This is a genomic window from Caulobacter sp. 05L422 (assembly GCF_056397765.1).
In genome coordinates this window covers 23227-37145 of the sequence record NZ_JBFTOB010000036.1, presented here as the reverse complement: position 1 = coordinate 37145, position 13919 = coordinate 23227, and the positions used below count along the sequence as shown (strand labels likewise).

The following is a 13919-nucleotide window of genomic DNA, read 5'->3' as shown; positions in this document are numbered from 1 at the left end:
AAGGGATCGAGACCGGGTCCGGCTAAGCCTCAACAGGGCTGCCCACCGGATGCTGGCGGATAACGATGGCGCGGAGCGATCGGCTTCGTCGAAACGGTATTCATTCAAAGATCTCCGGACGATGTCCGGCGCTCCGCGACCCTTTCCATCAGCTCAGCGGCTTACCGCGTGAGTATGAGAGATCGTGCCGGTGAACACTTGCCCCCACCTGACCGCTTCGCGGTCTGTCCGCCCCCATAGGGGGCGGAGGAGAACGCGCGCCCTCTTCCCCCTTTGGGGGAAGACGACCGCGAAGCGGTCCGTAGGGGGCAAGTGTTCGCCGCGCCAAAGCTCCTCCCCCATGGGGGGACGAGCTTCATCCCTTCAACGCCCCCGCCACGACCTCACGCGCCTCGGCCTGCACCGACTTCAGATGCTCCGGACCCAGGAACGACTCCGCATAGATCTTGTAGACGTCCTCCGTGCCCGACGGCCGCGCGGCGAACCAGGCGTTCTGCGTCGTCACCTTCAGGCCGCCGATCGCCTCGCCGTTGCCGGGGGCGGCGGTGAGGATGTCCGTGATCGGCTCGCCGGCCAGGGTCTTGGCGCTGACGTCGGATGGGCTCAGGGCGCCCAGCCGGGCCTTCTCCGCCCGGTTGGCCGGGGCGTCGATGCGAGCGTAGGCGGGGGCGCCGTATTGATCGGTCAGGCCGGCGTAGAGCTGGCTGGCGCTCTTGCCGGTCTTGCCCTGGATCTCGGCGGCCAGCAGGGCCAGCAGCAGGCCGTCCTTGTCGGTGGTCCAGACCGTGCCGTCGCGGCGCAGGAACGAGGCCCCTGCCGATTCCTCGCCGCCGAAGCCGACGCTGCCGTCCAGCAGGCCCGGCACGAAATGCTTGAAGCCGACGGGCACCTCCAGCAGGCGGCGGCCAAGGCCCGCGACCACGCGGTCGATCATCGAGGACGAAACCAGGGTCTTGCCCACGGCCACGTTCGCGCCCCAGGCCGGACGGTTGGCGAACAGGTAGGCGATCGAGGCGGCCAGGTAGTGGTTGGGGTTCATCAGGCCGGCGTCGGGCGTGACGATCCCGTGGCGGTCGGCGTCGGCGTCGTTGCCGGTGGCGACGTCGTACTTCGCGCCGCCGGCCATCGCCTGGATCAGGTTGGCCATGGCCGACGACGACGAGCAGTCCATGCGGATCTTGCCGTCGGTGTCGAGCGGCATGAACGCCCAGCGCGGATCGACCTGGGTGTTGACGACGGTCAGGTCCAGCCGGTGGCGATCGGCGATCTCGCCCCAGTAGCCGACGCTGGCGCCGCCCAGCGGGTCGGCCCCGATCTTCACGCCGGCGGCGCGGATGACGTCCAGGTCCAGGATGCTGGGCAGGTCGTCGACATAGTGGGCCAGGAAGTCGTAGCGCTTGGCGCCGGCCAGGGCGCGCTCGAACGGGATGCGCTTGACGTCCTTCAGCCCGCCTTCCAGCAACTGGTTGGCCTGGGCGGCGATCACCGAGGTGGCTTCGCCGCCGGCCGGTCCGCCGGACGGGGGATTGTACTTGATGCCGCCGTCGCGGGGCGGGTTGTGCGACGGGGTCAGCAGGATGCCGTCGGCCTGGCCGGGATGGGTCCGGTTGTAGGCCAGGATGGCGTGCGACACGGCGGGGGTCGGGGTGAAGCCGTCGCGCGAGTCGATCAGGGTCTCGACGCCGTTGGCGACCAGCACCTCCAGCGTCGTGCGCCAGGCGGGTTCCGACAGCCCGTGGGTGTCGCGGCCGACGAAGACGGGGCCGTTGATCCCTTGGGCGGCGCGGTATTCGACGATCGCCTGGGCGACCGCCAGGATGTGATCCTCGTTGAACGCCGCGTCCAGGCTCGAGCCCCGATGCCCGGAGGTGCCAAAGGCGACGCGGTGCGCGACGTTCGAAAGATCGGGGTGGACCTCGTAATAGGCGCGGGTCAGCGCCTCCAGATCGATCAGGTCTTCGGGTCGGGCCTGGCGGCCGGCGTGTTCATGCATGCGGTCACTCTTATCGATCGAGAATCCAGCGTTCAATGCGCCGAGCCGATTGGCGGTCCCTGGTCCGCCGTTTTGCCTTGGGCGAAGCAGCGGATTCCGACGGCGAACGACGAGGGTCTAGAACGCTTCGGCGACGATCGTTCCATCCGGCAGCAGCGCCGCGCGCTTGAGGCCGCTCGAGGCGAAGGGCATGGCCACGTTCCCCTCGCGGTCGACGGCGATCAGTCCGCCGTGGCCGCCCAGCTCGGCCACGCCCTGGATGGCGGCCCGGGCGGCGGCCTCCAGGCTCTCGCCGCCGAACCGCACCCGGTGGGCGATCTGGGCGGCGACGGCGGTGCGGATGAAATATTCGCCCTGGCCGGTGCACGACACCGCCGCATGTCCGTCGGCCCAGGCCCCGGCCCCGATGATCGGGCTGTCGCCGACCCGGCCCGGCAGCTTGCCGAAGACCCCGGCTGTCGAGGTGGCCGCCGCCAGTCGGCCCTCGGCGTCGCGGACCACGCAGCCGACGGTGCCGGTGGGCAGGATGTCCGGCGCATGGTTGGCTTCGAACGCGCCGGCGTGGGTGAACCAGGTGGCGGGATCGTCGATCGCCTTCAGTCCCTGTTCGCGGGCGAAGGCCATGGCGCCTTCACCGGCCAGCATCACGTGCGGGGTCCTCTCCATCACGGCGCGAGCGGCCAGGATCGGGCTCTCGAAGCCCTGCAGGGCGGCCACCGAACCGGCCCGCAGGGTGGCGCCGTCCATGAGGCTGGCGTCCAGCTCGTATTCGCCGTCGGCGTTGGGCGAGGCGCCCTTGCCGGCGATGTAGAGGCCCGAGGCCTCCAGGGCGACGACGGTCTCGACGGCGACGTCCAGGGCGCCCGCGCCCGCCGCCAGCCGGTCGCGCGCCGCCTCGACCAGGCCGCGCATGTGGGCGATCTCGACGCTGTAGTCATGGTCGCGCTTGGGACCGGCGCCGCCGTGCAGGGCGAGAGTAAAACGTTTGTTTGACATTCTGCTTCCTTGGCCGGGCGGCCTGCGCTAGCGTCCGCGCTCTTAACGAAGAAAGACGGGAGAGGCGAGATGAAGGCGGTGCTCAGCAAGGCGGTCGGCGGACCCGAGACCCTGGTGCTGGAGGAGCTTCCCGATCCCGTCGCCGGCCCCGGCCAGGTGGTGCTCGCCGTCAAGGCCTGCGGCGTCAACTATCCCGACGTGCTGATCATCGAGGACAAGTACCAGTTCAAGCCCGAGCGCCCCTTCGCCCCCGGCGGCGAGGTGTCGGGCGTCGTCACCGCCGTGGGCGAGGGCGTCACGACCCTGAAGGTCGGCCAGCGGGTGTTGGCCTCGACCGGCCACGGCGGGATGGCCGAGCAGGTGGCGCTGGACGCCGCGCGCTGCACGCCGATCCCCGACGACATGCCGTTCGACGAGGCCGCCGCCTTCATCCTCACCTACGGCACTTCATATTACGCCCTGAAGGACCGCGGCCATCTGAAGGCCGGCGAGACCCTGCTGGTGCTGGGCGCGGCCGGCGGCGTGGGCCTGGCCGCGGTCGAGCTGGGCAAGGCGGCCGGGGCGCGGGTCATCGCCGCCTGCTCCAGTCAGGAGAAGGTCGACCTGGCCATCAAGCACGGCGCCGACGCCGGTGTGGTCTATCCGCGCGGCCCGTTCGACAAGGACGGCCAGAAGGCCCTGGCCACCCTGATCAAGGACGCCTGCGGTCCCAACGGCTGGGACGTGGCCTATGACGCGGTCGGCGGCGACTATTCCGAGGCCACGATCCGGGCGGCCGGCTGGAACGGCCGCTTCCTGGTGATCGGCTTCCCGTCGGGCATCCCGAAGATCCCGCTGAACCTGACCCTGCTGAAGTCGTGCGACATCGTCGGGGTGTTCTGGGGCGCCTCGGTGGCCCGCGATCCCAAGGGCCACGTGCAGAACGTCAAGGACCTGATGGCGCTCTACGCGGCCGGCAAGATCAAGCCGTACGTCTCCGAACGCTTCCCCCTGGCCAAGGCCGGCGACGCCATCGCCCACCTGGCCAGCCGCAAGGCCATGGGCAAGGTCGTGGTCGTCAACGATTAGTCCGCGACAACTCGACACATACGGGTCGTCGTTAGCCAAGATTGAAGTCTTAGAATGATAGCGGCCCGTATGTGTTGTCAGTTGTTTAAATGGTGAATCAATCTGTAAAGCACGAATTCAAGGTTAAGCCTCGCTAATCATCCTTCTTGGGAAATAGCTAAGCCTGTTGCTGTAAACCTGCGCCCCAAGTCGTCGGAGTTGGGGCCAGATGTTTCTTCCAGCGAGGGACGCATTCTCTCCAGAGGTGCGTCAGAACTTCCGTTTGAACCGCCGCCCCGAAGAGCGGGTGCAGGTTCTCGGCGGCTCGATGGACCTGGTCCGTCCCGAGGAAGTGTTCCATTTCGTGGCCGGCAAGATCGCCGCGCGTGAAAGCGCCGTCGTCGCCAACCACAACCTCCACAGCCTGTACCTGGTCCGCAAGGACGAGAAGATCGCCGAGTTCTTCCGCAAGTCAGACCTGATCGAGGTCGACTCGGTGCCGCTGATCTTCTGGGCCCGCATCGTCGGCCGGGCCAGCCGCCGGTTCCATCGCTGCACCTATCTGGACTGGCGCGACGCCTTCTGGGAGCGGGCCATCCAGGAGAACTGGAAGGTGTTCTTCGTCGGCGGCGCCCCGGGCGTCGGCGAGAAGGCGACCGCACGCATCCAGGCCGACTGGCCCGGCGCGCAGATCCGCACCCATCACGGCTATTTCGACGTCGCCCCCGGCTCGGCCGAGAACCAGGCGGTGGTCGAGGCCATCAACGCCTACAAGCCCGACATCGTGCTGGTTGGCATGGGCATGCCGCGCCAGGAGATCTGGATCCTCGAGAACCAGGCCAAGCTGGGTCCCTGCGTGAGCTTCACGGTCGGCGGGGCGTTCGACTACGAGGCCGGCGTCCAGTTGGCCTCGCCCCGCTGGATGGGGCAGGTGGGCATGGAATGGCTGTTCCGACTGATGGTCGATCCCCAGCGCCTGTTCACCCGCTACTGCGTCGAGCCGTGGCACCTGCTGGGTCCGGCTATACGCGATTTGGGGAAAGCGCTTGTGAGGCAGGCCGCTTCCCCCGATAGCTCCGAAGCCCTCCGCGCGGAATACGTGCGGGCGGCTGATTTGGCGCGCTCTGACGTTCTGGGGGGACGATGAGCTTGAAGATCTACATGCCGTCGCGTGGCCGAAAGGCCGAGCGACCCAATATCGCGCAACGCGTCGCGGCGGTGTTCGGCCTGGCCGGCCTCGTCCTGGCCTGGGCCGTCTTCCTCGTGCCCTGCGCGGTCTGGCTGCTGTTCAGCCTGGTGGTCAACCGGCTGCAGTCGACGCCGGCTCGCCAACAAGCCTGAACGCTGTTCACTTAGTTCTGGCCAGGGGCGCGTCGCCGCGCCAGGATAGTCGCGCCTGACGCAGCGGCCCGTCCTCCAGAGGTCGCGCGCGGCCAATGGGAGCGGCGCATGACGGGACGTCTGGACGGCAAGGTTGCGGTGATCACCGGCGGATGCTCGGGCATCGGGCTGGGAACGGTGGAGCTGTTCGTGGCCCAGGGCGCCAGGGTCGTCGCCGCCGACCTGCAGGCCGAGAAGGGCGAGATGCTGGAGAAGCGTTTCCCCGACCAGGTCCGCTTCGCCCCTTGCGACGTCACCCACGAAAGCCAGATCGCCGCCGCGGTGGAGCTGGCCAAGGACGCGTTCGGCGGCCTCGACATCCTGTTCAACAACGCCGGCATGGGCGGGGCGCCCAACGGCGTGGCCGACATGACCGCCGAGGGCTGGGACGCCACCTTCGCCCTGCTGCTGCGCGGCCCGGTGCTGGGCATGAAGCACGCCCTGCCGCTGATGCTGGAGCGCGGCGGCGGCAGCATCATCAACACCGCCTCGATCGCCGGCCTGCAGGCGGGCTTCGGGCCCCTGGCCTATTCCACCGCCAAGGCCGCGGTGATCCATATGAGCAAGTGCGCGGCGGCCGAGCTGTCGCCGCTGAAGATCCGGGTCAACGCCATCTGCCCCGGGCTGATCGCCACCTCGATCTTCGGCGCCTCGATGGGGCTGCCGCGCGAGGTCGCCGACCAGATGGCGGCCCGGGTCGCCGAGGTCGGGCCGAAGATCCAGCCGATCCCCAAGGCTGGCCTGCCGGACGACATCGCCCGCGCCGCCCTCTACCTGGCCAGCGACGATTCCGAGTTCGTGACCGGGACCCACATCGTGGTCGACGGCGGCGTCACGATCGGCGGCCGTCACGCCTGGGACCGCGCCGCGCCCTCGCCGCTGCTGTCGGCCATGGGCATCTCGCCGGAACAGGCCGAGCAGATGCGGGCGGCGATGGTCGCCGCGCAGACGCAGGCCCAGTGAATCCGGTCGCGGTTGGACGGGCTTTCGCGTCCAGGCTGACGCCGAACCTGCGCGGCGCGTTATGGATGCTGGCCTCGGCGGTGCTGTTCACCGCCATGACCACGCTGATCAAGTATCTGGGCGCGGGCTATCCGGCCGCGCTGCAGACCTTCTACCGGCAGCTGGCCGGGGCGATCATCCTGCTGCCGCTGGTGGCCCGCGATTGGCGCGGCGCCCTGCGGACGACCCGGCCGGGCATACTGGTCTTCCGGTCCAGCGCCGGGGTGCTGGCGATGATCCTGGCGTTCTACGCCTATCAGGAACTGCCGCTGGCCGACGCCAACGCCCTGTCCTTCACCCGCACCCTGTGGCTGGTGCCGCTGGCGGCGCTGGTGCTGCGCGAGCCCATCGGTCCGTTGCGGATCGGCGCGGCCCTGGTCGGCTTCGCCGGGGTGCTGATCATGCTGAAGCCGGGCGGGGCCGGCGCGGCCCATTGGCTGGGCTGGCCGCAGGCCGCGGCCCTGGCCTCGGCCCTGCTGTTCGCCTTGACCATCACCGGCATGAAGGTGATGACGCGCGACCACTCGCCCTTCACCCTGCTGGTCTACGCGGCGGGGCTGGGCCTGGTCTTCTCGATCCCGCCGGCCCTGTTCGTCTGGCGCTGGCCCAGCCTGCCGGACCTGGGGCTGCTGGCCCTGATGGGCGTGATCGGCACTCTCACCCAGGGCTGCTACATCAAGGGCATGGAGGCGGGCGAGGCGGCGGTGATGGCGCCGATCGACTACACCCGCCTGGTGTTCGCCGTGATCGCGGGTCTGGTGCTGTTCCACGAGACGCCGAGCCCGGCGGTGCTGATCGGCGCGGCGGTCGTCGTGGTCTCGACCCTGTTCATCAGCTGGCGCGAGCACCAGCTGTCGCGACGCAGGGCCGGCGCCTAGGGTTGTCGAGGCGCCGTACAGCTCATGCGGAAGCGGCGACACCCCACACAACGTATAGCGCCGTTATGTGGGCCGTGTTATGTTGCAGTGCATCAAAGGGGCCGCCCTCTCGGCCGGGCCACCGATCGAGCGCGCCTACCGGCCGGAATCCGCCCGGAGCTCGCGCACAGGTTGGGGTTATCGATAACGCCCGTTATGCACATCAGTGACAAATAATCGAAATTTTTATCACTGATGAAGAAACACGAATTCTCGCTCAGGGCGAAATTCCAGAGGGAACGAACTGGCCTCGGGTGACTATGTACCTAAGACTGGCGTTTACCATGCTGGCTGTTTCAGCGTGTTGACTAAGAATCGCTCCCCAATTGGGCGAAGAGACATCAGGCCAAAAGAATCTGGCTTCTTGCGGGCGTTGACTCACAGATAAGGCTGGAGTGTTCGCAAATGCCGCATTATAGGGTTGGCGAAATCTTAACTAGGATACGTCCCATGTCATCGCGTCATCTAGGAGCCGTCATCGCTGGGTTGGCCTTGGTCGTCGCGCCCATGGGCGTGCACACCGCCTTCGCTCAGACCCCGCCGGCCGCAACCGCGCCGACCGCCGCGTCGCTGCAGGCGGTGATCTCGGCCGCCGCCCGTCAGGCCGCCGCCGCCCCCGGGTTCGCCAACCTCACCGCGCAAGAGAAGCTCACCGCCATCCAGACCGCGGTCGCCGCGGCCCTGGCCTCGAGCGGCGCTACGCCGGAAGTGATCCAAGCCGCCCTGATCCTGGCCGTGACCAACGGCATCATCAGCGCCGGCGTCGCCATCGCGATCGCCGCCAGCATCTCGCCGGAAATGGCCCAGGCCGTCGCCAACGCGCCGGCCGTCGTCGCTCAGCTGAAGGCCACGGGCCAGTCGGCGACCGTCACGGCGTCGACCGACGGCGGCAACGGCGTCAGCGTTCTGGTCAGTCTTCAAGGCACGGGCGGCGGCGGTCCTGCTCCCGCGGCCTACGATCCTTGTGCTGGCGTCATCGCTGCCTACTGCGGCAGCTAAAAGCCGATAACGGCTCGTTCGGTCGCGTTTCTTTGGTCTTGGTGTGTTTGTCCTGAAGGAACCGACCGGCTTCCGAAGGTGGGGATAAGAATATGAAACTTTTCACTTCGGCCGCAGTCGCGGTCGCTCTTACCGTTGTCGTGCCCTGCGCCGCTTCGGCTCAGGACAATCAGAGCGTTGGTTCGACCGTCTCGTCGAACTTCCGCCGCGACAAGAACGTCAGCGTCCGTCAGCGGCCCCGGCCGGACTATGAGGCGATCGGCATCAAAACCGGCGGCTTCACGGTCTATCCCCGCGTGACCCTGTCGGCGGAACGCGACGACAACATCTACGCCACGGCGATCGACGAAGAGAGCGACACGATCTGGCGCGTGAAGCCCGAGGTGGCGGCGCGCTCGAACTGGTCGCGTCACGCCCTGGGCGCCTACGCCTCGGCCTCGATCAACCGCTACGCCGACTTCGGCTCGGAAGACACCGAAGAGTACACGGTGGGCGTCAACGGCCGGCTGGACATCGAGCGCGGCTCCAACATCACCGGATCGCTGCGGTACGAAGACCTGTACGAGCCGCGCACCGCTCCGACCTCGTTCGCGGCGGCCGTGTCGCCGGTGGAATACACCCTGACCACGGCCGACGTGGCCGGCGTCAAGGAATTCAACCGTCTGCGGCTGCTGGGCTCGTTCAACAGCAAGGCCTACGACTACAAGGACGCGAAGAACGCCGCCGGCGGCGTGATCGAACAAGACACCCGCGACCGCGACGAGTTCCGCTTCGGCGGCAAGGCCGAATACGCCGTCAGCCCCGACACCGCCCTGTTCCTGGCGGTCATGGGCAACAAGAAAGACTACGACCTGGCGATCGCCGGTCGTGACTCGGACGGCTACACGGCCACGGTCGGCGCCAATTTCGAACTGTCGCAGGTCATCCGCGGCAGCCTCGAGGGCGGCTACATGAAGCAGTCCTACGACAACCCGATCTATACCGACATCGACGGCTTCAACGCCCTGGGGCGTGTGGAGTGGTTCCCGACCCAATTGACGACGGTGACCCTGAACGGCGCCCGCACGATCGAGGAATCGGTCGCGGTCGGCTCGCAAGGCTACATCGCCGCCACAGTTGGGGCCGGAATTGACCACGAACTGATGCGCAATGTTCTGCTTTCGGCGTTGGTGAACTACGAGAAGGACGACTACCGTTCCATCGACCGCAATGATAAGCGGACCGGGTTCAATGCTTCCGCAACCTATCTGATGAATCGTAACGTCGGCCTGGTTCTGTCTTACAGTTTCCTGAAGCAGGACTCCAAGGGGACCGCCAGGTCCTCGTCGTTCGACGATAACAAGATCGCGGCTTCCCTCGCTCTGCAGTTCTAAACGACGCGTCTGGCTAGCCCCGTCTGATTATGAGAGTACCCATGGACGGCTCGGCCTTCGAGACTCAGCAAGCGGCCCCTTTTCAATCGGGGCTGCCTTTTGACCTGAACGTCATCATCGCCACGTTCCGCCGCAGACTCCGTCTGTTCGCGGCCGTGGCGTTGGCTGTCTTCGTCGCGGTGTTGCTCTACACGTTGCAGGAAACGCCTCGTTACACGGCCGGCGCGCAGGTGATGCTCGACGTCCGCAAGGAACAGGTGACCGACATGAACGCGGTGCTGTCGGGTCTTCCGGCGGACTCCTCGGTCGTCGACACCGAAGTCGAGGTGCTGCGTTCGCGATCGCTGGCCGGCCGCGTGGTCGAGGCGCTGAAGCTTGAAGAAAATCCGGCGTTCAATCCCAGCCTGAAGGGCGCCAGCGGGCCCGCTTCGTGGCTTCCCTGGGTGAAGAAGGCCATCGCGCCGACCGCCGCGCCGAGTTCCGACGAGGTCCAGCGCCGCAAGGAGGCCGTGGTCGATCGCGTGCTGGGGAACCTGGCCGTCCGTCGTTCGGGCCTGACCTACATCATCCAGGTGGAATACACCGACAAGGATCCGGAACAGGCCGCCCGGATCGCCAACGCCTTCGCCGATCTCTATCTGACCGAACAACTCGAAGCGAAGTTCGAGGCGACCAAGAAGGCCAACGAGTGGCTGGACACCCGGGTCGGCGAACTGCGCGGCCAGCTGCAACAGGCCGAGGCCGACGTTCAGCAGTACAAGATCGCCAACAATCTGCTCAGCGCCGAGGGCGCGACCCTCACCGAGCAGGAAATCTCCGGCCTGAACCAGCAGCTCGCCAGCGCGCGCGCCTCGCAGGCCGAAACCGACGCCCGCCTGAGCATCGCCCGCAGCCAGCTGGCGCGCGGCAGCAACGGTGAAGACGTCGGCGAGTCCCTGGGCTCGCCCGTGGTTCAGCAACTGCGCCAGCAGCGCGCCGAACAGAGCGCCAAGGTCGCCGACCTCAGCGGCCGCTACGGCGATCGCCACCCCGACCTGCTAAAGGCCAAGCGCGAGCTGGCCGACATCGACAGCCAGATCCAGGCTGAAATCCGCCGCATCATCTCCAACCTCGAGGCCCAGGCCCAGGTCGCGCGGCAGCGCACCGGCTCGATGGCCGGCAGCGTCGCGACGTCGAAGGGCACCCTGGCCGGCAACAACCGCGCCGGCATCCGCCTGGGTGAACTGGAGCGCAAGGCCGAGTCGGTTCGCACCCTCTACGAATCCCTGCTGGCCCGCTTCAAGCAGACCTCGACCAACCAGGGCATCGAGCAGGCCGACGCCCGCGTGGTGTCGCGGGCCAAGATCCCGTCCTCGCCGAGCTATCCCAAGCCGTCGCTGAACCTGGCGCTCGGCCTGGTGTTCGCCCTGGCCTCGGGCGGCGCCGCCATCGTCCTGGCCGAGATCCTGATGGCCGGGGTGTTCACCGAGGATGAGGTCGAACGCCGCCTGGGCCTGCCCTATCTGGGCGCCGTGCCGCTGCTCAGCTCGTCCATCGACGGGGCCAAGTCCGCGCGCAAGATCAACCCGGCCGACTATCTGCTGGAGAAGCCGCTTTCGAGCTTCGCCGAAAGCTTCCGCAAGCTGCGGGCGGCCATCCTGTTCTCGAAGGTCGGCGAGACGATGAAGGTGATCCTGGTCACCTCGTCCCTGCCGGGCGAAGGCAAGACCACCACCACCTTCTCGCTGGCCCGCACGCTGGCGACCTCCGGCGCAAACGTCGTCGTGGTCGACTGCGATCTGCGCCAGAGCGCGATCAACCGTTTCCTGCCGACCGTTCCGGCCCAGGGACTGATCGAAGTCCTCAACGGGGTCTGCACCCTGGACCAGGCCCTGGTCACCGACGCGAGCGGCGCGCAGGTCCTGCCCCTGGCGAAGTCGGCCTATACGCCGCGCGACGTGCTGGGCTCGGCCGCCATGCTGCGCCTCCTGCAGGAGCTGCGGCAGCGTTTCGACGTGGTGCTGCTCGACACCGCCCCGCTGCTGGCCGTCGCCGACACCCGGATCCTCGCGCCCCATGCCGACGCGGTCGTGATGCTGGCGCGCTGGAAGAAGACGCCGGTCAAGGCCATCACCTCGGCGGTCTCGCTGCTCCAGGGCCGTGGGATCTTCCTGGCCGGCGTGGCCTTGACCCAGATGGATCTGAACGCCCAGTCCCGCTACGGCTACGGCGACGCCAACTACTACTACAAGAGCTATCGCAAATATTATGCGGACTAGGCTGGCGGCGCGGCCGCCGTCGAAATCGGAGGCCGAACCCCGCGGCGGCGGCAGGCGCCTGGAGCTTTCCGAACAGCTCTGGGCCGTCGCGCTGCTCGGCTTGGTCTTCCTGGCGGTGATGGCTTTCGGGGCCAGCGACGTCGGCGTGGCGGCGCTGTTCTCCTGTCTCTACGCCGCATTCCTCGTCCTGCTGCTGGCGACCTCCGCCTGGGCCCGCCGGGATCTTCGGCGGCTGAAGGACTGGAAGGTCTCCGCCATTCTGTTCGCCGTCCTGATGGCGGCCGTGCTCTGGCCGCTGACGCCCTGGGGGCCGGACGGCCCCCATCCCGCCTGGTCCTATCTGCCCGAAGTCGCCGGAAGCCTGACCCTCGATCGGTCGGCTCTGGTGCTCAATGTCATCGGATTCCTGGGTCTGGCCTGCCTGTTCGTCACGGGTCGGATCATGGGTCTGTCCGAAGCGCGGGCCCGCTGGTTCCTCCGCGCGGCGGTGTTCGCGGTCGCGGCCTATGCGGCCGCCGCGTTCCTCGACCAGGTGTCGGTGCGTCGCGCCACGAGGCTCGCGGCCACCCTGCTCAGCCCCAACAGCGCCGCGACCGTGCTGGGCGGCGGTCTGCTGCTTTCCTTCGGGCTGGTGACCCATCGTCTGCGACGCAGCGGGGGACTGATCAGCCTTAGGAATCCGGACCTGATGATGGTCCTGGCCGTGATCGCTTCCGCCGCGCTCGCCGTGGCCCTGCTGCTCACCGCCTCGCGGGGCGGCATCGCGGCCGTCCTGGTGGGCGGGGCTTTCTTCCTGATCTGGGAGACCCTGTCCCAGCGCCACCGGGCGCGCGCCAGCGTCATCCTGGGTTCGGTCGCGGCGATCCTGCTGATCGCGGCCTTGACCCTGCGCAGCGTCGACGGCCTGGCCGAACGCCTCAGCGTCGCGGGACGCGACGCGGACCTGCGCGCCACGATCAGCGCGATCCATTGGGAGGCGTTCCGCGCCACGCCCTGGAGCGGCTTTGGCCTGGGCGCCTTTCCGACCGTGAACCAGCTGGTCATGACCCGCGAGAGCCTGCCGGTGCTGTTCGAGGTCCGCGCCGTCCACAACCTCTACCTCCAGTGGCTCGAAGAGGGCGGCGTCGTCGGCTCGATCGCGATGCTGGCCCTGTTCCTCTGGCTGGCCTGGCCGATCCTGAAGGGCGGCTTCCGAACCGACACGGCGGGGATCTGGTGCCGCGCCACCCTCTGCGCCGCCGTGGCGTTCCTGCTTCACGGGATCACCGACTTCGCGCTGCAGGTTCCCGCGATCCAGGCCCTGGCGACCCTGATCCTCGGCGTCGTCGGCGGCATGGTGGCCAGCCGCCGGGGCGCGCGGGAGGCTCTCAAGGCGCCCGAATGGCCCGTCGGCGTCGCCGCGGGTGGGGGCCTGGTGGTCGGGCTGGTGGCTGTGCTCGTGGCCGCGCCCCTGGTCGCGGGCAAGGCGGGCGGGGACCTAGCCGACTGGCCGACCGCCCCGGCCGACGCCCTGGCGCGCGCGGTCGAGATCGGCCTGGCCAAGCCCGGTCCGTCGGCGGAACAACTTCAGCGGCTCGACCGGTTGAGCACGCGCGAACTCGCCATGCGACCGGCGTCAGGCGCGGCGTGGCTGAGGCGGGCGGCCGTCGACGCGGCGCTGCATCGCGACGTGCCCGCCGATCACGCGCTTCAGCGTTCGTTCGCCGTCGCGCCGCTGCAGACCAGCCTGTTCAAGCAGCGGACGCTGTTCGCCTACGAGAACTGGAATCGGCTGAGCGCCCCGACACGGGAGCAGACGATCTATCAGATGCAGGCGGAGTGGCGTCGGCGACCGGCCAAGCGGCAGTTCATCGCCATGGCCAACAGCCTGCACAACCCGGCCGGACGGGTCGGCATGGCGCTGCAGATCACGGTGCTCCGGCTGGAACCCAAGACGCCTCTGAACTAGCGGCCC

11 protein-coding genes are annotated in these 13919 nt (G+C 68.1%); 9 read left to right on the top strand and 2 right to left on the bottom strand.

From position 1 onward, the window contains the following. Positions 1–355: 355 nt before the first annotated feature. Both pgm and AC1DMQ_RS24975 read right to left on the bottom strand, forming a co-directional pair. Positions 356–1993, bottom strand: a complete 1638-nt coding sequence (gene pgm, locus AC1DMQ_RS24980; RefSeq protein WP_477036237.1) for a phosphoglucomutase (alpha-D-glucose-1,6-bisphosphate-dependent) — start codon at positions 1991–1993, stop codon at positions 356–358. A gap of 117 nt (positions 1994–2110) precedes the next feature. Further along, positions 2111–2989, bottom strand: coding sequence for an isoaspartyl peptidase/L-asparaginase family protein (locus AC1DMQ_RS24975; protein WP_477036236.1), 879 nt, complete (start codon positions 2987–2989; stop codon positions 2111–2113). A gap of 69 nt (positions 2990–3058) precedes the next feature. On the opposite strand from AC1DMQ_RS24975, the gene AC1DMQ_RS24970 reads away from it, so the two are divergent. The 9 genes from AC1DMQ_RS24970 (at position 3059) to AC1DMQ_RS24930 (ending at position 13913) form a co-directional block, all read left to right on the top strand. Next, entirely contained in the window at positions 3059–4057 is a 999-nt protein-coding gene (locus AC1DMQ_RS24970) for an NADPH:quinone oxidoreductase family protein (protein WP_477036235.1), read from the top strand. Positions 4058–4265: 208 nt separating this feature from the next. After that, complete coding sequence (locus AC1DMQ_RS24965) at positions 4266–5183, top strand: WecB/TagA/CpsF family glycosyltransferase (protein ID WP_477036234.1); 918 nt, start codon at positions 4266–4268, stop codon at positions 5181–5183. Next, positions 5180–5377 (top strand): hypothetical protein, encoded by a 198-nt coding sequence (locus AC1DMQ_RS24960; protein WP_477036233.1) that lies wholly within the window; start codon positions 5180–5182, stop codon positions 5375–5377. The genes AC1DMQ_RS24965 and AC1DMQ_RS24960 overlap by 4 nt, the downstream gene beginning before the upstream one ends. Positions 5378–5485: 108 nt before the next feature. Continuing rightward, the gene (locus AC1DMQ_RS24955) at positions 5486–6379 is read left to right on the top strand and encodes an SDR family NAD(P)-dependent oxidoreductase (RefSeq protein WP_477036232.1); all 894 of its coding nucleotides are present in this window, start codon (positions 5486–5488) and stop codon (positions 6377–6379) included. After that, complete coding sequence (locus AC1DMQ_RS24950; protein WP_477036231.1) at positions 6376–7296, top strand: DMT family transporter; 921 nt, start codon at positions 6376–6378, stop codon at positions 7294–7296. Before AC1DMQ_RS24955 ends, AC1DMQ_RS24950 begins: the two co-directional genes overlap by 4 nt. A gap of 489 nt (positions 7297–7785) precedes the next feature. Continuing rightward, positions 7786–8334, top strand: a complete 549-nt coding sequence (locus AC1DMQ_RS24945; protein ID WP_477036230.1) for a hypothetical protein — start codon at positions 7786–7788, stop codon at positions 8332–8334. 92 nt (positions 8335–8426) lie between these two features. Next, the gene (locus AC1DMQ_RS24940) at positions 8427–9707 is read left to right on the top strand and encodes an outer membrane beta-barrel protein (protein WP_477036229.1); all 1281 of its coding nucleotides are present in this window, start codon (positions 8427–8429) and stop codon (positions 9705–9707) included. A gap of 41 nt (positions 9708–9748) precedes the next feature. Further along, positions 9749–11965, top strand: a complete 2217-nt coding sequence (locus AC1DMQ_RS24935; RefSeq protein ID WP_477036228.1) for a GumC family protein — start codon at positions 9749–9751, stop codon at positions 11963–11965. Then, the gene (locus tag AC1DMQ_RS24930) at positions 11955–13913 is read left to right on the top strand and encodes an O-antigen ligase family protein (RefSeq protein ID WP_477036227.1); all 1959 of its coding nucleotides are present in this window, start codon (positions 11955–11957) and stop codon (positions 13911–13913) included. The genes AC1DMQ_RS24935 and AC1DMQ_RS24930 overlap by 11 nt, the downstream gene beginning before the upstream one ends. Positions 13914–13919 lie beyond the last annotated feature (6 nt).